At 43.0% G+C, this 21,889-nt stretch carries 21 protein-coding genes and 1 riboswitch; of the genes, 17 read left to right on the top strand and 4 right to left on the bottom strand.

Annotated elements, in window-relative coordinates; all coding sequences use genetic code 11:
* Nucleotides 1-36: 36 nt before the first annotated feature.
* From I872_RS03215 to I872_RS03225, 3 genes are read right to left on the bottom strand one after another with little or no spacing between them, the layout of a single operon-like run.
* Nucleotides 37-1,260, bottom strand: coding sequence for an NAD(P)H-dependent oxidoreductase (locus tag I872_RS03215; protein WP_015604722.1), 1,224 nt, complete (start codon nt 1,258-1,260; stop codon nt 37-39).
* Nucleotides 1,261-1,282: 22 nt separating this feature from the next.
* Nucleotides 1,283-1,891: an NADPH-dependent FMN reductase gene (locus I872_RS03220; RefSeq protein WP_015604723.1), complete on the bottom strand. Its 609-nt coding sequence runs from the start codon at nt 1,889-1,891 to the stop codon at nt 1,283-1,285.
* Nucleotides 1,892-1,910: 19 nt separating this feature from the next.
* Nucleotides 1,911-2,840 carry an FAD:protein FMN transferase gene (locus I872_RS03225; protein WP_015604724.1) on the bottom strand — a complete coding sequence of 310 codons (930 nt, stop codon included), beginning with the start codon at nt 2,838-2,840 and terminating at the stop codon, nt 1,911-1,913.
* A 242-nt stretch (nt 2,841-3,082) separates the two neighbouring features.
* Here I872_RS03225 and nox point away from each other — a divergent pair, with 242 nt between their 5' ends.
* From nox to I872_RS03285, 12 genes are all read left to right on the top strand, one after another.
* Nucleotides 3,083-4,462, top strand: a complete 1,380-nt coding sequence (nox, locus tag I872_RS03230; protein WP_015604725.1) for a H2O-forming NADH oxidase — start codon at nt 3,083-3,085, stop codon at nt 4,460-4,462.
* A gap of 204 nt (nt 4,463-4,666) precedes the next feature.
* A complete protein-coding gene (locus I872_RS03235; protein WP_015604726.1) occupies nt 4,667-5,485 on the top strand; it encodes a PrsW family intramembrane metalloprotease in 819 nt (272 codons plus the stop codon).
* A gap of 183 nt (nt 5,486-5,668) precedes the next feature.
* The gene (locus I872_RS03240) at nt 5,669-7,222 is read left to right on the top strand and encodes a ClC family H(+)/Cl(-) exchange transporter (RefSeq protein ID WP_015604727.1); all 1,554 of its coding nucleotides are present in this window, start codon (nt 5,669-5,671) and stop codon (nt 7,220-7,222) included.
* Between the two features lie 125 nt (nt 7,223-7,347).
* On the top strand, nt 7,348-8,220 hold the full coding sequence (gene efeO, locus I872_RS03245; protein ID WP_015604728.1) for an iron uptake system protein EfeO: 873 nt from the start codon (nt 7,348-7,350) through the stop codon (nt 8,218-8,220).
* 4 nt (nt 8,221-8,224) lie between these two features.
* Nucleotides 8,225-9,433, top strand: a complete 1,209-nt coding sequence (gene efeB, locus I872_RS03250) for an iron uptake transporter deferrochelatase/peroxidase subunit (RefSeq protein ID WP_041826877.1) — start codon at nt 8,225-8,227, stop codon at nt 9,431-9,433.
* Entirely contained in the window at nt 9,411-11,108 is a 1,698-nt protein-coding gene (locus I872_RS03255) for an FTR1 family iron permease (RefSeq protein ID WP_041826787.1), read from the top strand. The genes efeB and I872_RS03255 overlap by 23 nt, the downstream gene beginning before the upstream one ends.
* Nucleotides 11,101-11,808: a twin-arginine translocase subunit TatC gene (gene tatC / locus I872_RS03260; protein ID WP_015604731.1), complete on the top strand. Its 708-nt coding sequence runs from the start codon at nt 11,101-11,103 to the stop codon at nt 11,806-11,808. The genes I872_RS03255 and tatC overlap by 8 nt, the downstream gene beginning before the upstream one ends.
* Entirely contained in the window at nt 11,808-11,993 is a 186-nt protein-coding gene (locus tag I872_RS03265; protein WP_015604732.1) for a twin-arginine translocase TatA/TatE family subunit, read from the top strand. The genes tatC and I872_RS03265 overlap by 1 nt, the downstream gene beginning before the upstream one ends.
* A gap of 324 nt (nt 11,994-12,317) precedes the next feature.
* Entirely contained in the window at nt 12,318-13,301 is a 984-nt protein-coding gene (gene guaC / locus I872_RS03270; RefSeq protein WP_015604733.1) for a GMP reductase, read from the top strand.
* Nucleotides 13,296-13,393: riboswitch (purine riboswitch) on the top strand. Its footprint overlaps the gene before it by 6 nt.
* 101 nt (nt 13,394-13,494) lie before the next feature.
* Nucleotides 13,495-14,076, top strand: coding sequence for a xanthine phosphoribosyltransferase (locus I872_RS03275; protein ID WP_015604734.1), 582 nt, complete (start codon nt 13,495-13,497; stop codon nt 14,074-14,076).
* A 1-nt stretch (nt 14,077) separates the two neighbouring features.
* On the top strand, nt 14,078-15,343 hold the full coding sequence (locus tag I872_RS03280) for a nucleobase:cation symporter-2 family protein (RefSeq protein WP_015604735.1): 1,266 nt from the start codon (nt 14,078-14,080) through the stop codon (nt 15,341-15,343).
* A 238-nt stretch (nt 15,344-15,581) separates the two neighbouring features.
* Complete coding sequence (locus I872_RS03285; RefSeq protein WP_015604736.1) at nt 15,582-16,922, top strand: MATE family efflux transporter; 1,341 nt, start codon at nt 15,582-15,584, stop codon at nt 16,920-16,922.
* Between the two features lie 206 nt (nt 16,923-17,128).
* On the opposite strand, the gene I872_RS03290 is transcribed toward I872_RS03285, so the two are convergent.
* On the bottom strand, nt 17,129-17,311 hold the full coding sequence (locus I872_RS03290) for a 4-oxalocrotonate tautomerase (RefSeq protein WP_001117395.1): 183 nt from the start codon (nt 17,309-17,311) through the stop codon (nt 17,129-17,131).
* Nucleotides 17,312-17,478: 167 nt separating this feature from the next.
* Between I872_RS03290 and I872_RS03295 the strand changes: the two genes are divergently transcribed.
* The 5 genes from I872_RS03295 to glyA are packed head-to-tail and all read left to right on the top strand — an operon-like array spanning nt 17,479 to nt 21,889.
* Nucleotides 17,479-18,051 carry a thymidine kinase gene (locus tag I872_RS03295; RefSeq protein ID WP_015604737.1) on the top strand — a complete coding sequence of 191 codons (573 nt, stop codon included), beginning with the start codon at nt 17,479-17,481 and terminating at the stop codon, nt 18,049-18,051.
* Nucleotides 18,052-18,086: 35 nt separating this feature from the next.
* Nucleotides 18,087-19,166: a peptide chain release factor 1 gene (prfA, locus tag I872_RS03300; protein WP_015604738.1), complete on the top strand. Its 1,080-nt coding sequence runs from the start codon at nt 18,087-18,089 to the stop codon at nt 19,164-19,166.
* Nucleotides 19,166-19,996 carry a peptide chain release factor N(5)-glutamine methyltransferase gene (gene prmC, locus I872_RS03305; RefSeq protein WP_015604739.1) on the top strand — a complete coding sequence of 277 codons (831 nt, stop codon included), beginning with the start codon at nt 19,166-19,168 and terminating at the stop codon, nt 19,994-19,996. The genes prfA and prmC overlap by 1 nt, the downstream gene beginning before the upstream one ends.
* Nucleotides 19,989-20,579, top strand: a complete 591-nt coding sequence (locus tag I872_RS03310) for an L-threonylcarbamoyladenylate synthase (RefSeq protein ID WP_015604740.1) — start codon at nt 19,989-19,991, stop codon at nt 20,577-20,579. Before prmC ends, I872_RS03310 begins: the two co-directional genes overlap by 8 nt.
* Before the next feature lie 47 nt (nt 20,580-20,626).
* Nucleotides 20,627-21,889, top strand: coding sequence for a serine hydroxymethyltransferase (gene glyA, locus I872_RS03315; protein ID WP_015604741.1), 1,263 nt, complete (start codon nt 20,627-20,629; stop codon nt 21,887-21,889).

A 21,889-nucleotide genomic window follows, 5' to 3' on the forward strand; every position in this document is an offset into this window, starting at 1 on the left:
ATCTTTTTGTCCCAAACTCCTTTTATTTTGTTTTGATTAGGCACTAGCACCAGAAGTAGCATCGGCATTTTCACCGCCGTGGCCACCCGTATCTGAAGCGCCAGAAGAAGCATCAGCGGCTGCAGGTGCAAATGGTCCGCTTCCTCCGACCAAGCGTTGGCCAGTTGTTTGCAAATACCAGTCAAGCCAAGGTTGGAAGTTGAAGACGATTTCGTTGATACCAGCGTAAGAGCCATCAGGATAGTACATAGCTTGATAGTTGTGGGTGTTGATAACCCCTGCTGGTGAACCTGGAACGATTGTACGAACGTACTCTTGATCACCATTACGAAGAACACCAACTACCCATTCTACGTTCTTCATGCGGGCAGCAGGAAGAGAGTTATGTAGAGTTGAGAGACGGCCACCTGATTGAGATGGGACACGTTTAGCAAACATAGTGTCTGGATCTTGATGAACGTTGTTATAGTAAAGGAACTGGTTGTTATCATCGGCATAAGTCAACTCGAACGGCATAGCTTTTAAGAACATGTCGATTTGGTTAACTGTCAAGATACCATGGTCAAGTTTGACATAAGTATCGCCAGAAACAGCACCAACAGCTTTTGCTGCTTTTTCTACCCATTCTGGATCATCAGGATCAACTTCTGTGATGGTTGTTGCGATTGGTTTACCACAATCCAAGTCTTCTGGTTCAATTGGTTTTGGTTTTTTCAATTTTGAGACTACCTCAACATATTTAACAAAGTTATCTAAGCAAGATTCAAGGAATTTAACAGTTCCTTCGTTTGTGATGTTGCCTGCATTGTCAAAAGCTTCTTTCGCTTTACCAAGAAGGAATTCATTTCCTGGTAAAGTATAAGCATTGACACCTGGAGCATCCAAGATTTTACGCAAATGCACTTGGGCACGAGATGTTCCTTGGTCGTAGTAGGAAGCTCCCACAATCATGACAGGCTTGCTTTCAAATGGGTGAACTTCATAAGAGAGCCATTCAAGGACGCTCTTGAGAGCTGCTGTAATGGTATGGTTGTGCTCAGGAGTAGCAATGATGACACCATCAGCACGCGTGATGCGGTTGTACAAAAGGCGTAGCTGGAAGGATTCGTCCCATTTTTCATCTTGATTAAAGAGTGGAACTTCATCAATTTCCAAAACTTCTAATTCAAATTTCAGTTTAAATTGTTTTCTGATAAATTCTAGTAATTTACGGTTGTATGATTGGTCTGCATTTGAGCCGACAAGTCCAACAAATTTCATGTGATTCTTTCCCTTCTAATTCTTACAAATTTTCCCAGTCAAAGTTTTCTGCTTCTTGTTGAAGAAGTGCTTGGGCGCTTGATAATTTTTCTGTAATTTTAACAAACAGACGGAAGTCGTCAAAAAGAGCGTCTAATTTTTGAATGGTTTCAAGGTCAATCAAGTCCCCATTTTTATCAAAGGCTTGAAGTGAGTGAGAAAGTAGGAATTCAGAGCTTGGCATAACAGAAGCCTTGAGCTCTGGAGAATCCAAAATTTGACGGAGTTGCAGTTGGGCACGAGACGATCCTAGTGTTCCATAAGAAGCCCCTGTAATCATCACTGGTTTTCTAAGTAAAGGGTAGATACCGTAAGACAACCAAGCCAAGGCGCTCATGAGAGCAGCTGGGATGGAGTGGTCATATTCAGGTGTTCCGATGATGACACCATCCGCTGCTTCAATTTTCGCAGCGATTTCTTTAACGATTTCTGGCACTTGCATATCTGCCGGTTTGTTGAAAATAGGAATATCCTTGATTTCAATCAACTCGATTTCCGCTTTATCAGCGAAATGCTTTTGCATGTATTGAAGGAGTTGGCGGTTGGTTGATTTCTTTGAATTTGTACCAACTAGACCGATGAATTTTAACATAGTAGGTTCCTTTCTGAATTTAGGATAAGATTTCTGGGCTGAGACCAGATGAATAAAAAATTTGATGATTTTCTGTAATAACGAAGGCTTCGATTCCATTTTCTTGCTCGACTTTTTCTAAGATAGAAGTAGGACTTTCCCCAAATAAACGGGTTGTCCATATTTCACCATCGACTGATTTTGATGAAACAATCGTGAGACTAGCTAGCTGATTGTCGATCGGATAACCTGTGGTGCGGTCAAAAATATGATGATAGACCCTGCCGTCAACTTGCAGTTTTCTTTCATATATCCCTGAGGTCACGACAGACTGATCTTGAATGGACAGAAGAGCTAGGTCGTTTCCCCGTGGCAAGCTTGGATTTTGAATGCCAATCCACCAGCAACGATTATTTTTTTCATTTAGACCAATGGTTAAGATATTTCCACCAAGATTGATGAGGGCAGAGGTGACACCTTGTCTTCTTAGAAAAGCAGCGATTTTATCTGCGATATAGCCTTTGGCAAGGGCGCCTAAGTCGATTTTCATGCCTTCCATTGTTAAAAAAACACTGGAGGTAGCTGCATCTAACTCGATACACTCAGGGTCAGTGAGTGCCAGCGCTTGCTTGATTTCTTTGGGACTGGGAACTTTCGCATCCGCAAAGCCTATCCGCCAAGTTTGAACCAAGGGACCTAAGGTAATATTGAGATGACTGTCTGGAGCGAGACTATGCTTTTTTCCCAACTCAATCAACTCAAACAGATCAGGATGGACGCAAACGGCATGTTTACCAGCAGCGTGATTGATTTTCATGAGCTCAGAGCTGTCATCATTTGCACTAAAACGCTTTTCGTACAATCTAAGAAGTGAAAACACTTGATCCAGAAGACTGTCAGCATCTTCATGGAGAATCGAAATAGTAATAGTTGATCCCATTAAATGGATGGATCTAGACTTAAGATCCACTTTTATCACAACCTTCCCTATTAAATTTCCTAATCGTCTCTATTAGTATACCAAAAAGATACCGTTTTCACAATTGTAAATATATATTATTTTCAGAAAAATTGAAATTTTTTGCTTAAATTTATGGAGAAATCGAATTTATTTGCCATATTTTTAAAAATTCTGAGCATATATCTTGTAAACGCTAACAGAAACATGATATACTAGTTTGGTAAATTAAATTTTAAAGGTGGAATTATTCTATGAGTAAAATTGTTGTAGTTGGTGCTAACCATGCGGGTACTGCATGTATCAACACTATGTTGGATAACTTTGGTCATGAAAATGAAGTCGTTGTATTTGACCAAAACTCAAATATTTCATTCCTAGGTTGTGGAATGGCGCTTTGGATCGGTGAGCAAATCGACGGTGCTGAAGGCTTGTTCTACTCTGATAAAGAAAAATTGGAAGCAAAAGGTGCTAAAGTTTACATGAACTCACCTGTTCTTTCAATCGACTATGACAACAAAGTTGTTACAGCAGAAGTTGAAGGAAAAGAGCACAAAGAATCTTATGATAAATTGATCTTTGCGACTGGATCTACTCCAATCTTGCCTCCAATCGAAGGTGTTGAAATTGTCAAAGGTAACCGCGAATTCAAGACAACTCTTGAAAATGTTCAATTTGTTAAGTTGTACCAAAATGCTGAAGAAGTTATCAACAAACTTGCTGACAAGAGCAAACACCTTGAGCGTATCGCTGTTGTTGGTGGTGGTTACATCGGTGTTGAGCTTGCTGAAGCCTTTGAACGTCTTGGAAAAGAAGTTGTACTTGTTGACATCGTAGACACTGTGTTGAACGGCTACTACGATAAAGACTTCACTCAAATGATGGCGAAGAACTTGGAAGACCATAACATCCGCTTGGCTCTTGGTCAAACAGTTAAAGCAATCCAAGGTGATGGCAAAGTTGAACGCTTGGTAACGGACAAAGAAACATTTGATGTGGACATGGTTGTTCTTGCAGTTGGTTTCCGTCCTAACACAGCTCTTGCTGATGGTAAGATTGAACTCTTCCGCAACGGTGCCTTCCTTGTAGATAAGAAACAAGAAACATCAATCCCAGGTGTTTACGCAGTAGGTGACTGTGCGACTGTTTATGACAACGCTCGTAAAGACACTAGCTACATCGCACTTGCTTCAAACGCTGTTCGTACTGGTATCGTTGGTGCTTACAACGCTTGTGGACATGAATTGGAAGGAATCGGTGTACAAGGATCAAACGGTATCTCAATCTATGGACTTCACATGGTTTCAACTGGTTTGACTCTTGAAAAGGCTAAAGCTGCTGGTTACAACGCAACTGAAACAGGCTTTAACGACCTTCAAAAACCAGAATTTATGAAACATGACAACCACGAAGTTGCCATCAAGATTGTCTTTGATAAAGACAGCCGTGAAATTCTTGGAGCTCAAATGGTATCACGTGATTCTGCTATCAGCATGGGAATCCACATGTTCTCACTTGCTATCCAAGAGCATGTCACAATTGATAAATTGGCATTGACAGACCTATTCTTCTTGCCACACTTCAACAAACCATACAACTACATCACAATGGCTGCACTTACAGCTGAAAAATAAGACATGAAAGTCCCGATGAGGGACTTTTTTTGTTACTTGCTTTATCAAGTTGAATTGTCAATACAATACAGAATGAGGCATATATATTATATGTTTATCAACTAGTACAATAATTAATAATCATTCTAATGAGTCTTAAAATTAGTTCTATTTTAGATTTTTTTGTTATACTAAGATGAAAATAAAATTTTAGAAAGTTGCTATATGAAGAAAAATATTGTTCTTTTCACTTTTCTCCTTCTGAGCGCGATTGGCTTGGAATACGAGACACAAGCTTATACCACTGGCAGTATGTCAGGTTCTGGTTATGGAATTGTCGGACTGTCAGCCCTCTTGGCGCTACTTTATATCATCCCAGCTCTGCTTTTGATTCGCAGTTTGGGTAAAAAATGGCAGACGCCTGCATCTAGCCTAGGTGTAGCTCTGTTGGGTGGTCTTTTCATTTCTGGCTGGACTTCTGGCTTGGCCAATACCTATATCCACGAGTGGGTCAGCACGAGCTTTCCAAATACCGTGATTAGTTATCTGGAAAATGCCCTCGCTGCTCCTCTGGTTGAAGAACCGCTCAAGCTCTTAGCAGTTGCCTTCGCTGTCTATCTAGTGCCAGTCAAAAAACTTAAAGGCTTTTTACTATTGGGAATTACAGCTGGCATAGGTTTTCAGATTAGTGAGGACTTTTCTTACATCCTTTCTGACCTGCCTGAAGGCTTCTCCTTCACTATCTCTGGTATCTTAGGCCGTATCACTGGTGGGGTAGCTTCTCACTGGCTCTACACTGCTTTGACCACTATCGGCTTAGCCCTGATGTTCCGATTTGCCAAGGCGCAAAAGGCCTACTTTAAAGCTGGACTATTTTATTTCTTATCAGCTTTTGTCCTCCATTTCCTATGGAATTCTCCATTGACTTCTATTGAAACGGATATCCCAGTCATCGTTCCTGCCATGACTGCTGTGGCTGTCTTCATTTTCTACCAAGCTTATCGAACAGCTCACAAGATTGATCAGGAAGACTTGTCAATTTAAACATGTAACGACCTTCAAGGTCGTTTTTTTATGGTCAAACCGTATTTTTGGCATTATTTTTAAATCTGATAAAGTTTCTGTTAAAAGTTTTACATTCAAAAGCAAAATGTTCATGGCTATCGCCTTGTTTCTGGCCTATATTTTGTGCTAAAATGTTGCTATAAGGTCTTTGGGAGAGAAATGATGATAAAACAAAAAGAACAAATTTCTGATACGAAAAAAGAATTTAATTTTATGTCCAGCTCCATTATTTCCCAAGTGTCCAGGGGGATTCTGGTGGGCATTTTTGCTGGGGTAGTAGTGGGAGCATTTCGTTTTTTGATTGAGAAAAGTTTCCACTTGATTCAGGCGGCTTATGTGAGGGGCAGGAGCGAGTGGATTTGGCTGGTGGGCTTACTTTTCTTGTATGCTTTTATTGTCTTTATAAATGCTAGACTGGTGGCTTCGGAAAAGGACATAAAAGGTTCGGGGATTCCGCAAGTTGAGGCCGAGTTGAAAGGCTTGATGTCACTTTCTTGGTGGAGCATTCTCTGGAAAAAATTTCTAGTCGGTATTTTGGCGATTTCCAGCGGTTTGATGCTGGGGCGTGAAGGTCCGAGTATTCAGTTAGGGGCGATGAGCGGCAAAGGTATCTCTAAGTGGTTGAACTTGAGTCCAGTGGAAGAACGGGCCTTGATTGCCAGCGGTGCAGCTGCGGGTTTGGCAGCGGCCTTTAATGCACCGATTGCAGGTTTGCTCTTTGTCGTTGAGGAAGTGTACCATCATTTCTCTCGCTTCTTTTGGGTTTCAACCTTGGCGGCAAGTTTGGTGGCAAATTTCATTTCCCTGTCAATATTCGGCCTGACTCCTGTTTTGGATATGCCGGATAATATTCCTTTCATGGGGTTGGAGCAGTACTGGATTTATATTTTAATGGGTCTGTTTTTAGGCTTGGCTGGCTTTGTCTATGAAAAAGCAGTCCTCAATATTCATCTGGTTTATGAAGCTCTGGGAAAATTTTTTAGGCTGCCGAAAAATTATTATCCGATTTTTGCCTTTGTCTTGATCGTTCCGATTGGTTATTTTCTGCCTCATCTACTGGGCGGTGGGAACCAGCTGATTTTGTCTTTGACGAGTGCTCATTACACAGTTGGAACCTTGATTCTCTTTTTCTTACTCCGTTTTGTATGGAGCATGATTAGTTATGGCAGTGGCCTTCCTGGTGGTATTTTCCTGCCCATTCTGGCTTTGGGTTCTTTACTAGGCGCGGCAATTGGAGCTCTCTGTGTAGAAGCTGGTTTCATCACGCAGGAACAATTTCCAATTTTTATCATTTTGGGAATGAGTGGGTATTTTGGCGCTATTTCCAAAGCTCCATTAACAGCTATGATTCTCGTGACGGAGATGGTGGGAGACATTCGTAACCTAATGCCACTGGGCTTGGTTACTCTGATGGCTTATATTGCCATGGATCTGCTAAAGGGAGCGCCTGTTTATGAAGCTATGCTTGAAAAAATGCTGCCTCATCGGATTGAAGATGACGGTGAGACAACCTTAATTGAAATTCCTGTTTCAGAAAAAATTGCAGGGCGACAAGTGCATGAGTTGGAGTTGCCACACGGCGTTTTAATTACCATGAATATCCATAAGGGCAAGACTCAGACGGTCAACGGAGCCAGTCGTCTCTACCTAGGAGATACGATTTATGTAGTCGTTAAGAAAACAGAAATTGGCAAAATTAAAGATATCTTGCTTTGAAATGCTCATTTTTTACTCAGAAAGGAAAGTTTTATTATAATTATCTGACAATTTATTGAAATATGAGAAATAAATTGTTATAATTTATATGAATTCGCCCTTTTAGGGAAAATAAAGGAGTCAAGATGAAAAAACTTGGAATTGTCTTATTGTCAACAGCTATCTTACTGACTGGCTGTGCTGCTAATCAAAAATCGAATACAAGTGCCAGCAGTTCGGAAGCTAAAACAAGTCTATCGGCCTCTGACCAGAAAGCTTTGGATAAGGCAACAACAGAGTATAAGGCTTTTGTACAGAAAGAAATCGATCAATTATTGACGGATACGGAGAAATTCAGAGATACGCTCAAAGAAGGCAAGCTTGACGAAGCCAAGAAAATGTATCCGCTAATTCGCATGAGCTACGAGCGTTCAGAGCCGATTGCCGAAAGCTTCGGAGAGTCTGATGTGAAAATTGATTTCCGCTTAGCTGACTATGTGGATGAAAACAAGACCGAAGAAGGCTGGTCAGGCTTCCACCAAATTGAAAAAATTCTGTGGGAAAGTAACACAACGGCGGGGACAGAGAAATATGCAGATCAGCTGGTCAATGACATTAAAGAATTAAAGGCTAAAATTGCGACTGTTGAGGTTACGCCAGACATCATGCTGACTGGTGCAGTTGACCTGCTCAACGAAGTAGCGACCAGCAAGATTACTGGTGAAGAAGAAATCTTTTCCCATACGGATCTATATGATTTCCGTGCCAATATTCAAGGGGCAGAAAAGATTTTTGAACTCTTTAAACCTTTGATTGAGAAGAAAGATGAAAAACTGGTAAAAAGTATAGAAACTGAGTTCAAGAATGTCAATAGTCTGCTAGACAAGCAGATGACGGACTCTGAAAATTATAAACTTTATACCGAATTGAGCAAGGAAGATACCAAAGAGCTAGGAGAAGCTGTCACAAAACTGGGCGAACCTCTCTCGCAAATGGGAATCATCCTAGATGGGAAGTAAGAAGATGACCAAGGACGAAAAATGGTTTAATAAAAAAATGGATCGTCGGGAATTTCTTAAAAAAGCAGGGATTGGAGGTGCAGGCTTAGCGCTGGGTGTCTCCAGTGCATCTGCTTTTTTCGCTAATCAAGCGAAGGAAGACAAGAAATTTGCTGACGGTAAGGAAGAAATCAGTTTTTACGGTGAGCATCAAGCTGGTATCACGACAGCTATGCAGAAGAATATCTATTTTGTCATTCTGGATTTGCATACGACGGATCGGGAGACCGTTATCCAGATGTTCAAGGACTGGACAGCTTATAGTGAAAAGTTGGTCAATGGAGAGATGGTCAAAAAAGATGGTTCTAATGCTCTCTTGCCTCCTACGGATACTGGAGAAACGGTCGGCCTCAACCCTTATCGACTGACCTTGACCTTTGGAGTCTCCGCCTCTTTCCTGAAAAAAATGGGCTTGGAGGATAAAAAGCCAAAAGAATTTCGCGATATGCCTCCTTTCCCCAAGGAACAACTAAAAGAGAAATATACTGGCGGTGATATTGTCATTCAAGCTTGTGCGGATGATGAACAGGTGGCTTTTCATGCTGTTCGCAATTTGGTTCGTAAAGCGCGAAATGCTATTACCATGAAATGGAGTCAGGCTGGTTTTGCTGCTATAGGCGATCGTTTGTCTACTCCCCGCAATCTATTTGGTTTTAAAGACGGCACGGCCAATGTCACCAAGGAGAAAGATTTTGACAAGGTGGTTTGGTGTGACAGCAAGGACTGGATGAAGGGTGGCTCTTATATGGCTGTCCGTCGAATCCAGATGTTTCTTGAGACTTGGGATCGGACCAATTTGCAAGAGCAGGAAAACACCTTTGGTCGTTATAAGGAGAGCGGAGCGCCCTTTGGCAAGAAGAATGAATTTGATGAGGTAGACTTGGACTTGCTTCCAGTTGATGCACATGTGCGACTGGCCAAAGAAGTGGACAAGCCCCTCTATCGCCGTTCCTATTCTTATTCGGATGGGATTGATGAAACAACCGGTCAATTTGATACAGGCCTCCTTTTTATCTCTTTCCAAAAGGATCCCGACAGTTTTATCAAGGTGCAGACCAATCTTGGAGCACAGGATAAGATGAATGAATATGTCACCCATGTGGGCAGTGGCCTGTTTGCTTGCTTCGGCGGTGTCAAAAAAGGAGAATATCTTGGTCAGAAATTATTTGAATAAAGTCCTGTTTTTGCTCCTGACTCTCTTGCTCTTAGCTCAGCCTGTATCAGCTGAGGATTCTTATAGCAGTCTCTTTATCAAGATTACGGATGCTAGCACTGCTGTTCAAAAGGGTGATCAAGCCAGTGCCAAACAATTGCTGGAGGAAATCCAGACTGAATTTGAGGCTTTAAACAACCATGACTCAGCTGCAGGGAAGGAAGTCAGCAAGGCATTGACTATCTCGGGCGATGTAACAGAGGACAAGTTGACCAAGGTTTCAGCCGCCCTTTTAGCTTTTGAAAAGGAGCAGAATCCCGTTGATCTAGAAGCGGAAAAAACCAAGCTGGTCAATAAACTAGAATCAAAATTTCAAGCTCTTCAGGCAGCGATTGAGAGCAAGGATCTTGAAAAGATTCGGGAAGCCTATAAAAAAATGAATTCGACTTGGACCGCCAATGAAGGCGTAGTGCGGGATCATGGTACGGCTCATTATGGCAAGGTAGAAACGGCCATTTCCTTTTTACGGAGTGCCATCGAGACAGAGCCAACGGATTTTGAAGCCATTCAAACTTCCTATGATGACCTGACAGCAGCCATTGATAGCTTTGTCAAGGGAGAAGAAGCGACAGCTAGCAGTGAAAATCTTACGCTGGCAGATGGTATAGGCCTGCTAAAAAAGGCTCTGCTTGCATTCCAAAAAGGGGACGAAAAGCAGGGCAAGGCTGCCATGAAGAAATTTATCACGATTTGGCCAAGTGTTGAAGGAGATGTCAGCACTAAAAATCCTTCCCTCTATACTAAAGTAGAAAGCCAGTCGCCTGTCATCATGGTGAAGGGCAAGGATAAGGAGTATCAAGACCAGCTCGCGTCCTTAATTAGTGAGCTAGAACAGATTGACACCAGCGGATCTTATACTTTCTTTGATGCCATGCTGATTTTGTTGCGTGAGGGCGTTGAGGCTCTTTTGATTGTGATGGCACTTGTCACGACACTCAAGGCCTCCAAGATGAAAAAAGGTCTCAAATGGGTTTATACTGGTGCTGGCTTGGGCGTACTAGCCAGTGCGGCCATTGCCATTTTGCTACAGACTCTTTTTCCAGCCGTTGCCTCTGGCTCCAATCGTGAAATCATTGAGGGGGCAGTGGGGATTTTTGCGGTTGTTATGATGATTTTGGTCGGCATTTGGCTCCACAGTAAGTCCTCTGTCAAGAAGTGGAATGACTTCATGGAAAGTCAGATGCAGGCAGTGACAGCCAGTGGTAGTTTTATTTCCATGTTTGCCCTGAGCTTTCTCGCTGTTTTCCGTGAAGGAGCAGAGACCATCTTGTTCTATGCAGGCATTTTACCGCGCATTACTGTGCTAGACTTCTTTTTGGGATTGGGACTTGCTATTTTGGTTTTAGTCTTGCTCGCAATTCTAATGACCAAGGCCAGCAGTTTCATTCGGCCTCATAGGATTTTCTTTGGTCTGACCTGGTTGATCTATGCCTTGGCCTTTAAGATGCTGGGTGTCAGCATTCATGCCCTGCAATTAACAGCCATTTTTCCTAGTCACTTGATTTCTCATCTTCCAACCATTGATTGGCTGGGGATTTATCCGAGCCTAGAAGTACTTCTAAGTCAAGCCATCTTTCTTGTCGTTGTTCTTTATGTGACCTTTAGAAATCGGCAAAAGGAGCGAGCAGATGTCTAGTAAGGAACAGACTGTTGTTGAACACTTGACGGAATTTAGATGGCGTTTCATAGCTGTTTTAATCTGGTTCGGTTTGATTTTTCTGGTCAGTCTGCTTTTTGCAGCGGATATTTACAAATGGTTGACCGCTTCTTTTGAGCAGAAGCTGATTGTATTGGGACCAGACGACATACTTTGGATTTATATTAGCCTGGCTAGTCTTGTGGCTTTCTCACTGACGCTCCCCTTTATGGTCTATCAGATTTGGGAATTTATCCGACCTGCTCTTAGAAATAGTGAAGTAAAGGCGATTTTTGCTTACATACCAGCTACATTTTTCAGCTTTGTCTTGGGTTTGGTCTTTGGTTTTTACTTTGTCAGCCCTGCTATTTTGCGAGTTTTGCTCTCTTTAGGAGATGGTTTATTTGCCATCCAGATGACTGCGCAGAACTACTTGTCCTTTCTATTTCACACGACCATTCCGATTGCTTGCTTGTTTGAATTGCCTGTCATAGTGGCCTTTCTGACATCAATCGGTTTGCTCAAACCGCAATTTTTGATAAAATATAGACGCTATGCTTATTTCGTTTTATTAGTATTAGCAGTAATCTTGACGCCGGCTGATTTCATCAGTGACTTGTCAATGACAGTGCCGCTGATTTTGCTGTATGAAGTCAGTATCCTACTGAGTAAAATGATTGAGAAAAGGAGAACATCGTAATGGGAATTTTAAAAGACATTGGACTACCAGGGCTTATCGTTATCGTTCTAGGAGCCTTGCTGATTTTTGGACCAAAACGTCTGCCAGAGCTGGGGCAGTCGATTGGAAAAATGTTTTCAGAGTTTAAAAAGGCAGTCGATGGAGGAGCAGAAGATTCTAACTTAGAAAAAGATAAGAAAGATTAGAGAGTGGGACAGAAATCGGTAATTCGTTAGAATTCGATTTCGTCGTCCCACCTCCGCACAGTTGAGTAGGGCTGTAAAAGCTGATGAAATCAGCGTAGTAGAGCCCACTCAACCACTGCGTCTTGCTCGACAATCCAAAGACAATTGAGAGGCTAGGACTTTGTCCCAGTCTCTTCTTAATTTCCGAACTTTATGGTCTAATCCAGCCAAAAATTTTACAGAATCTGTACTTTATGATATACTTTTTATGGAAACGTCTGGATAGATGTAGCGATGCTGAACGGCATAGGTAGGTCATTTTTAAGTATTGATAAGGAGTTTTCCATGCTCAATGATTTTCAAGTTTTTGACTATGAGGATATTCAACTAATTCCAGCAAAATGTATTGTGAAAAGCCGTTCAGAGGCTGACACCAGTGTGAAATTTGGTAAGCACACGTTTCGGATGCCAGTCGTTCCGTCTAATATGCAGACAATTATTGATGAATCTGTCGCTGAAGAGCTTGCTCGAGGAGGCTATTTTTACATTATGCACCGTTTTGATGAAGCAGGTCGCAAACCATTCGTCGAACGAATGCACGAGAAAGGTCTGATTGCATCGATCTCAGTCGGTGTGAAAGACTATGAGTATGACTTCGTTAGCATCCTCAAAGATGATGCACCTGAATACATTACCATCGATATTGCGCATGGACACTCAGACAGTGTGATTCAAATGATCCAACACATCAAGAAAGAATTACCAGAGACCTTTGTCATTGCTGGAAATGTCGGAACTCCAGAAGCTGTGCGGGAGCTGGAAAATGCTGGCGTAGATGCAACTAAAGTCGGTATTGGCCCAGGCAAAGTTTGCATTACCAAAGTCAAGACAGGTTTTGGTACAGGCGGCTGGCAGTTGTCTGCGCTTCGTTGGTGTTCAAAGGTTGCCCGCAAGCCTATTATTGCGGACGGAGGGATTCGAACGCACGGGGATATTGCCAAATCGATCCGCTTTGGAGCCAGCATGGTCATGATTGGTTCGCTCTTTGCCGGACACATTGAAAGCCCGGGTGAAACCATTGAAGTAGATGGTGATAAGTTTAAAGAATACTATGGTTCTGCATCCGAGTATCAAAAAGGTGCTTATAAAAATGTCGAAGGCAAGAAGATTTTGCTGCCGGCTAAGGGCCACTTGCAAGACACGCTGACCGAAATGGAGCAGGATTTGCAGAGCTCGATTTCCTATGCTGGAGGTCGCGATTTGCATAGCCTGACCCGCGTGGACTATGTCATCGTCAAAAACTCCATCTGGAATGGCGATGCCCATTAATTAAATAGAATAACTTATTTATCTTGCTAATGATTGGGGCAAGGTCTCTACAAGATGCCAAACATCTAACAATAAGTGAGTCTAATGACTTTCTGCTACTTTTAGTATCAGGCGATTTGTCATTAAAAGAAAGGACTTGCTTATCGTGGCAGGTCCTTTCATCATTGACCCAAGATAAGTTAATAGGAGATACATGAAAACATTACAAGAAAGAATTTTGAGGGATGGCAACGTTTTGGGAGAAAATATTCTCAAAGTTGACTCTTTCCTGACTCATCAGGTCGATTTTTCGCTTATGAAAGAAATCGGGCAAGTATTTGCTGAACATTTCAGAGATGCAGGCATTACAAAGGTTGTGACGATTGAGGCTTCGGGGATTGCACCAGCTATCTACACAGCAGAAGCTTTGGGTGTTCCAATGATTTTTGCTAAAAAGTCTAAGAACATCACCATGACTGAAGGGATTTTAACGGCGGAAGTATATTCCTTTACCAAGCAGGTCACTTCGACTGTCTCCATCGCTGGCAAGTTTTTGGAGTCAAGTGACAAGGTCCTGGTTGTTGATGATTTCTTGGCAAATGGTCAGGCAGCCAAGGGCTTGATTAAGATCATTGAAGAAGCAGGCGCTGAGGTGGCAGCCGTTGGAATTGTGATTGAGAAATCCTTCCAAGATGGTCGCAGCTTGCTAGAGGCTCAAGGACAAACAGTTCTTTCCTTGGCTCGAATTGACAGATTTGAAAATGGAAAAGTTGTATTTAGAGAGGCAGATCTATAAGATGAACTATAATGAAGAAAAACATTCACAGGCAGCCATTTTAGGTTTGCAGCATTTGTTGGCTATGTATTCCGGATCCATTCTGGTTCCAATTATGATTGCTGGGGCTTTGGGATATTCGGCTGAGCAGTTGACTTATCTGATTTCGACTGATATTTTTATGTGTGGTATTGCAACTCTTTTGCAACTCCAATTAAATAAATATTTTGGTATTGGTCTGCCGGTCGTGCTGGGAGTGGCCTTCCAATCCGTTGCTCCTTTGATTATCATTGGGCAGAGTCACGGTAGTGGTGCCATGTTTGGTGCCTTGATTGCATCAGGGATTTATGTTGTTCTGATCGCTGGGATTTTCTCAAAAATCGCTAATCTGTTTCCATCAGTTGTGACTGGTTCGGTCATTACGACCATTGGGTTGACCTTGATTCCAGTTGCCATTGGCAATATGGGAAATAACGTAGACAAGCCGACTGCCCAAAGTCTGATTCTAGCAGCTGTGACGGTTCTGATTATTCTTTTGATTAACATTTTTACCAAAGGTTTTATCAAATCCATCTCTATTTTGATTGGTTTGATTGTCGGTACGGGCATTGCTGGAGCCATGGGATTGGTGGATTTGACGCCAGTCGCACAGGCTCCGCTGGTCCATGTGCCAACCCCTTTCTATTTCGGAGCACCAAAGTTTGAATTTTCTTCTATCGTGATGATGTGTATCATTGCAACGGTTTCTCTAGTGGAGTCAACGGGTGTATACTTAGCTCTTTCTGACATTACCAAAGATAAAATTGACAGCACCCGATTACGAAATGGTTACCGAGCAGAAGGACTTGCGGTGCTGCTGGGTGGTGTCTTCAATACCTTCCCTTACACAGGGTTTTCTCAAAATGTGGGCTTGGTCAAATTATCTGGTATCAAGACGCGGTTGCCGATTTACTATGCGGCTGGTTTCTTGATTCTTCTCGGTCTTCTGCCAAAATTTGGAGCCTTGGCACAGATTATTCCAAGTCCAGTTCTTGGTGGTGCCATGCTGGTTATGTTTGGTTTTGTATCCGTTCAGGGGATGCAAATCTTAGCGCGTGTTGACTTTGAGCACAGTGAGCATAATTTCCTCATTGCAGCGATTTCTATCTCAGCTGGTGTCGGACTCAATGGTAGCAGCCTTTTCAACAGTCTACCGACCAGTCTTCAGATGTTCTTCTCAAACGGAATTGTCATGGCTAGTTTGATTGCCATTGTCCTAAACGCTATCCTAAATCGCAAAAATAAATAAGAAAGAGAGTAGGACAGAAATCGGTAATTCGTTAGAATTCGATTTCGTCGTCCCACCTCCGCATAGTTGAGTAGGGCTGTAAAAGCTGATGAAATCAGCCTAGTAGAGTCCACTCAACCACTGCGCCTTGCTCGACACTCCAAAGACAATTGAGAGGCTAGGACTTTTGTCCCAGCCTCTTTTGACTATTGAGCTGGCTTGTAGTATAGTAAAAGAAGATTAAAAAAAGGAATTTAACATGTATCAGACTTATCATTTGAAACAACGCCTGAGCTTGTTTGTTTCAATTTTTCTTCCCATCTTGATTTACCAGCTGGCAAATTTCTCGGCTTCCTTTGTTGACACGACCATGACGGGCCAATACGATACCTTGCATCTGGCAGGCGTCTCTATGGCGACCAGTCTGTGGGGTTCATTTTTCTCCTTTCTGACGGGGATTGTGTCTGCCTTGGTTCCGATTATCGGTCACCATTTAGGACAGGGGAAAGATGAAAAAATTGCTTCAGATTTTTATCAGTTCATCTATCTTTCTTTGGCTCTATCGCTGATTTTATTTGCGCTGGTATTTTTAGGCGCCCCTTTGGTTTTGCAGCGTCTAGGCTTAGACCCTTTGGTAAAAGATGTGGCCCAGCATTATCTTTGCTACTTGTCCATCGGTATCATTCCCTTCTTGCTCTTTAGCGTTATTCGCTCTCTCTTGGATGCTTTGGGGCTGACTCGGCTTTCTATGTATTTGATGCTCTTGCTCTTACCCTTGAATGCCAGCTTCAATTATGTTTTGATTTATGGAGCATTTGGTTTTCCAGAAATGGGCGGAGCTGGTGCGGGACTGGGAACTTCTTTAGCTTATTGGGTCTTATTAGTCATATCACTATTACTGGCCATCAAACATCCTAAAGTCCGCCAGTACCAACTCTGGAAAATTCGTCCCTTGAGCAAAGCTGGTTTGGCTGAAGGTTTTCGCTTAGGCTTGCCAATAGGAGGGACAGTTTTTGCGGAAGTTGTTATCTTTTCAATCGTCGGTCTAGTAATGTCAAAATTTTCTTCTTTGATTATTGCTAGCCATCAGGCTGCCATGAACTTTTCTACTCTTATGTATGCTTTTCCTATGAGTATTTCCACGGCTATGGCCATCATTGTCTCTTATGAGCTAGGGGCTGAAAGACTTGACGATGTGAAGAAATACTGCACTTTGGGTAGAATTGTGGCATCCATTTTTGCGGTCTTTACCTTGATTTTTCTCTATATTTTTCGAGATAAGGTTGCTAGTCTTTATGGCTCTGATCCAGAGTTTATTCGTCTGACCTCAGTCTTTCTGACTTTTAGCCTCTTTTTCCAATTGGCTGATACAATTGCCGCTCCTTTGCAGGGAATTTTGCGGGGCTATAAGGATACTCAAGCTCCATTTTACTTGGGGCTGCTGGCTTACTGGGGCGTTTCCTTACCTCTGGGCTTGTTTTTAGATTATGCTACGGACTTGGGACCCTATGGTTATTGGATTGGACTGATTGCAAGCTTGGTTGTGAGCGCAATCCTTTACCAACTACGATTGAATTATATCCAAAAGAAGCGCCGCTGAGAGTTTTCATCATAAAATTAAAAGAGGCTGGGACAAAAGTCCTAGCCTCTCAATTGTCTTTGGATGTCAAGTAAGACGCAGTGGTTGAGTGGGCTCTACTAGGCTGATTTCATCAGTATTTACAGCCTTACTCAACTGTGCGGAGATGGGACGGCGAAATCGAATTCTAACGAATTACCGATTTCTGTCCCACTCTCCTTTTGATTTTATTTTGTTCGCATTTCACCTTGAGGGAAGTAAGTGCCTTCTGGCATGTCGTTGATGATGACATGGACAGCAGACTGAGGTGCGCCAGTATTTCTGACAACGGCTTCTGTGATTTCCTTGGCTAAAGCCTTCTTTTGTTCTAAGGTACGTCCTTCAAATAAATCAATTCTGACAAATGGCATATGATTTCTCCTTTTCTTTTGCTAATCTTATTTTATCATAAATTAGGTTTTAAAGAGAGGTGAATTGTGGTAAAATAATAGGAAGTACAGTCGGTCTTTTCAGCAGAGTCTATGGATAAAGCTGGAAGTCCTAGAAAGACAATACTTAGAGAGAATGTAGATATAAAATGGCTCAGTTATATTATAAATATGGCACAATGAATTCGGGCAAGACGATTGAAATTTTGAAAGTGGCCCACAACTACGAAGAGCAGGGGAAAAGCGTGGTTATCATGACCTCGGCTGTTGATACACGTGATGGCCTTGGTGTTGTTTCCAGCCGCATCGGCATGAAGCGAGCTGCGATGGCAATCGAGGACCAGACAGATATTTTTGGCTATATTCAAAGCCTGCCTGAAAAGCCATACTGCGTTTTGATTGATGAGGCTCAGTTTTTGAAACGCCATCATGTCTATGATTTGGCTAGAGTGGTGGATGAGCTGGGTGTTCCAGTCATGGCTTTTGGTCTGAAAAATGACTTTCGCAATGAACTGTTTGAAGGCTCCAAGCACCTCTTGCTCTTGGCTGATAAGATTGACGAAATCAAGACCATTTGCCAATATTGCTCTAAAAAGGCAACCATGGTTTTGCGGACGGATAACGGGAAACCTGTCTATGATGGCGAACAGATTAAAATCGGTGGCCATGAGACCTATATTTCTGTATGCCGCAAGCATTATTTCAATCCACCCATTAAGTAGAATGAATTAGAAAATCAAGGAGATAGAATACAAATATGAATATTTATGACCAGTTACAGGCAGTGGAAGACCGCTATGAAGAGCTTGGAGAATTGCTCAGTGACCCAGATGTGGTATCAGATACCAAGCGTTTCATGGAATTATCAAAGGAAGAAGCAAGTAGCCGTGATACGGTAACAGCCTACCGCGAATACAAGCAAGTTCTTCAAAATATTATCGATGCTGAAGAGATGATTAAGGAGTCTGGTGGCGATGCTGACTTGGAAGAAATGGCCAAGCAAGAACTCAAGGATGCCAAGGCTGAAAAAGAAGCATACGAAGAAAAGCTCAAAATCTTGCTTCTTCCAAAGGATCCAAACGATGACAAGAACATCATCCTTGAAATCCGTGGAGCAGCTGGTGGAGATGAAGCAGCACTTTTTGCTGGTGACCTTCTAACTATGTACCAAAAGTATGCGGAAGCTCAAGGCTGGCGCTTTGAAGTCATGGAAGCTTCTATGAACGGTGTCGGTGGTTTCAAAGAAGTAGTTGCTATGGTTTCGGGGCAATCCGTTTACTCTAAACTCAAGTATGAGTCTGGCGCCCACCGTGTACAACGGGTCCCTGTGACAGAAAGCCAAGGCCGTGTTCATACATCGACAGCCACAGTTCTCGTCATGCCAGAAGTCGAAGAAGTAGAATACGATATTGATCCAAAAGACCTTCGTGTCGACATCTACCACGCATCTGGTGCTGGTGGACAGAACGTCAATAAGGTTGCGACTGCTGTTCGTATCGTTCACTTGCCAACCAATATCAAGGTTGAGATGCAGGAAGAGCGTACCCAGCAGAAGAACCGTGAGAAGGCTATGAAGATTATTCGTGCGCGTGTGGCTGACCACTTTGCGCAGATTGCTCAAGACGAGCAAGATGCTGAGCGTAAGTCAACCATCGGTACTGGTGACCGTTCAGAACGGATTCGTACTTATAACTTCCCGCAAAACCGTGTCACGGACCACCGTATCGGCTTGACTCTGCAAAAATTAGATACGATCTTGTCAGGTAAATTGGACGAAGTTGTGGATGCCTTGGTACTCTATGACCAAACGCAAAAACTAGAAGAGCTGAATAAATAATGACATTAGCTCAATATTTGGCTGAGTTAGAGCAGGAGCTGGTAGCAGCGGGAGAGGAAGCGGAAAGCCTGTCTTTCGTTTATCGGGCACTCAATGACCTCTCCTTTACTGATTTTGTTCTCAAGCTTCAGGCAGAGGTTAGTCAGGAAGACCGTGACCATCTAAAAGCGATTCAAGAGCAACTGCTTGCTCATAAGCCAGCCCAGTATATTATTGGAAACAGTGATTTTCACGGCTTGACTCTCAAGGTAGATGAGCGGGTATTGATTCCAAGGCCTGAGACGGAGGAGCTGGTGGAGCTGATTTTGTCGGAGAATCCTGAAAAACCTCTGTCTGTCTTGGATATCGGAACGGGGAGCGGGGCCATCGCTCTGGCACTGGCAAATAGTCGTCCGGACTGGCAGATTACTGCTTCTGATCTCTCTCAAGATGCTCTTGCCTTGGCAGCAGAAAACGCTCAGTCCTGTGGCCTCAATCTTACTTTTGTCCAATCTGATTGCTTGAAAGCTATCAATGGGACATTTGACATCATTGTCTCCAACCCGCCCTATATTTCAGAAGCGGATAAGGACGAAGTCGGTCTCAACGTTCTAGTTTCTGAGCCTCACATGGCCCTCTTCGCGGAGGAGGATGGCTATGCCGTCTATCGGAAAATAGCCGAGCAGGCAGAGGAGCATCTCACAGAAAAAGGAAAGATCTATCTGGAAATTGGTTACAAGCAAGGAGTCGGCGTCAAGGAATTATTTAAAAAATACTTCCCGCAAAAGCGAATCCGAGTCTTGCAGGATCAATTTGGCAAAGATAGAATGGTGGCTATGGACAATGGATAAGATAGAAAAGACTCTAGCAACAGGTGGAGCGGTCGTCCTGCCTACGGAAACGGTGTATGGCCTCTTTGCCCAAGCTTTGAACGAAGAGGCAGTCGAACGAGTCTACGAATTAAAAAGAAGACCTCGTGACAAGGCTCTCAATCTCAATGTGGCTAGCTTGGAAGAAGTTTACCGTTTTTCTAAGAACCAGCCTAGCTATCTGGAGCAAGTCTATCAAGCCTTTCTACCTGGACCACTGACGATTATCCTCCAAGCCAATGACCGAGTGCCTGCTTGGATTAACTCTGGTATGGAAACCGTAGGCTTTCGGATTCCCAAGCATCCAGTTACGCTGGACTTGATTCGCAAGTACGGACCCTTGATAGGTCCATCCGCCAATCTTTCTGGAAAAGCTAGTGGAACTGATTTCCAGCAGATTATGCTGGATTTTCAAGAGCAAGTCTCGGGAGTAGAAGATGATGCATCCTTGACAGGTCAGGATTCGACCATTCTGGATTTGTCTGGAGAAAAGGCACGTATTTTGCGCCAAGGAGCCATTACCCGCGAGGATATTCTCGCCCAAGTAAGTGATATAACATTTTAACTTTTAGGAGCCTAGCGCCCTATTTTCTCAAAAGAAGGAGACACTTTATGATTTTTGACCAAGAAGACTACAAAGCATTTGACAAAGAACTCTGGGATGCCATTGCCAATGAGGAAGAGCGTCAGCAACATAATATCGAGCTGATCGCTTCAGAAAATGTCGTTTCTAAAGCTGTTATGGCGGCTCAAGGTTCAATTTTGACCAATAAATACGCTGAGGGCTACCCAGGTCGTCGCTATTATGGTGGAACAGATGTAGTGGATGTAGTGGAGAGTTTGGCAATTGAGCGCGCTAAGGAAATCTTTGGTGCTAAATTCGCCAATGTTCAACCTCACTCAGGCAGTCAGGCCAATTGCGCAGCTTATATGGCTTTGATTGAGCCGGGTGATACAGTGATGGGCATGGATTTGTCTGCAGGTGGTCACTTGACCCATGGTGCTCCAGTAAGCTTCTCTGGCCAAACCTACAATTTTGTGTCCTATAGCGTTAACCCAGAAACAGAATTACTGGACTTTGATGCCATCCTCAAGCAAGCTAAGGAAGTACAGCCTAAGTTGATTGTAGCAGGTGCTTCAGCCTACTCTCATATTATCGACTTTTCAAAATTCCGTGAAATCGCGGATGCGGTCGGTGCCAAGCTTATGGTCGATATGGCTCACATCGCTGGTTTGGTTGCTGCTGGTCTCCATCCGAGCCCTGTGCCTTATGCGGACATCACAACTACGACGACCCACAAGACTTTGCGCGGCCCTCGTGGAGGCTTGATTTTGACAAATGATGAAGAATTGGCTAAGAAAATTAACTCAGCTATCTTCCCAGGAATTCAGGGTGGACCATTGGAACACGTCATTGCGGCCAAAGCTGTAGCTTTTAAAGAAGTGCTGGATCCAGCTTTCAAGGTTTATGCTCAGCAGATTTTGGACAATGCTCAAGCCATGGCGCAAGTCTTCCGTCAGCATGACAAGTTCCGCGTGATTTCTGACGGTACTGAAAATCACCTTTTCTTAGTAGATGTTACTAAGGTCGTAGAAAATGGGAAAGTGGCGCAAAATCTCTTGGATGAAGTCAATATTACCCTCAATAAAAACTCCATCCCTTACGAGACCTTGTCACCATTTAAAACCAGCGGCATTCGTATTGGTACAGCGGCTATTGCAGCTCGAGGCTTTGGTGTCTCAGAAAGTATCAAGGTAGCTGAGCTCATTATCAAAGCTCTGGAAAACGCTGAAAACGAAGCGGTGCTCAATCAAGTTCGGGCGGAAGTTCGCGAATTGACGGACGCTTTTCCGCTCTATGAAGGTTTGAACTAA

The sequence above is a fragment of the Streptococcus cristatus AS 1.3089 genome (genome assembly GCF_000385925.1).
Classification (GTDB): Bacteria; Bacillota; Bacilli; order Lactobacillales; family Streptococcaceae; genus Streptococcus; species Streptococcus cristatus_B.

Coding starts and splice junctions, on each gene's coding strand:
- I872_RS03215 (WP_015604722.1), bottom strand. CDS start 1,260: ATGAAATTTGTTGGACTTGTCGGCTCAAATGCAGACCAATCATACAAC.
- I872_RS03220 (WP_015604723.1), bottom strand. CDS start 1,891: ATGTTAAAATTCATCGGTCTAGTTGGTACAAATTCAAAGAAATCAACC.
- nox (WP_015604725.1), top strand. CDS start 3,083: ATGAGTAAAATTGTTGTAGTTGGTGCTAACCATGCGGGTACTGCATGT.
- I872_RS03235 (WP_015604726.1), top strand. CDS start 4,667: ATGAAGAAAAATATTGTTCTTTTCACTTTTCTCCTTCTGAGCGCGATT.
- I872_RS03240 (WP_015604727.1), top strand. CDS start 5,669: ATGATAAAACAAAAAGAACAAATTTCTGATACGAAAAAAGAATTTAAT.
- efeO (WP_015604728.1), top strand. CDS start 7,348: ATGAAAAAACTTGGAATTGTCTTATTGTCAACAGCTATCTTACTGACT.
- efeB (WP_041826877.1), top strand. CDS start 8,225: ATGACCAAGGACGAAAAATGGTTTAATAAAAAAATGGATCGTCGGGAA.
- tatC (WP_015604731.1), top strand. CDS start 11,101: ATGTCTAGTAAGGAACAGACTGTTGTTGAACACTTGACGGAATTTAGA.
- I872_RS03265 (WP_015604732.1), top strand. CDS start 11,808: ATGGGAATTTTAAAAGACATTGGACTACCAGGGCTTATCGTTATCGTT.
- guaC (WP_015604733.1), top strand. CDS start 12,318: ATGCTCAATGATTTTCAAGTTTTTGACTATGAGGATATTCAACTAATT.
- I872_RS03275 (WP_015604734.1), top strand. CDS start 13,495: ATGAAAACATTACAAGAAAGAATTTTGAGGGATGGCAACGTTTTGGGA.
- I872_RS03280 (WP_015604735.1), top strand. CDS start 14,078: ATGAACTATAATGAAGAAAAACATTCACAGGCAGCCATTTTAGGTTTG.
- I872_RS03285 (WP_015604736.1), top strand. CDS start 15,582: ATGTATCAGACTTATCATTTGAAACAACGCCTGAGCTTGTTTGTTTCA.
- I872_RS03290 (WP_001117395.1), bottom strand. CDS start 17,311: ATGCCATTTGTCAGAATTGATTTATTTGAAGGACGTACCTTAGAACAA.
- I872_RS03295 (WP_015604737.1), top strand. CDS start 17,479: ATGGCTCAGTTATATTATAAATATGGCACAATGAATTCGGGCAAGACG.
- prfA (WP_015604738.1), top strand. CDS start 18,087: ATGAATATTTATGACCAGTTACAGGCAGTGGAAGACCGCTATGAAGAG.
- prmC (WP_015604739.1), top strand. CDS start 19,166: ATGACATTAGCTCAATATTTGGCTGAGTTAGAGCAGGAGCTGGTAGCA.
- I872_RS03310 (WP_015604740.1), top strand. CDS start 19,989: ATGGATAAGATAGAAAAGACTCTAGCAACAGGTGGAGCGGTCGTCCTG.
- glyA (WP_015604741.1), top strand. CDS start 20,627: ATGATTTTTGACCAAGAAGACTACAAAGCATTTGACAAAGAACTCTGG.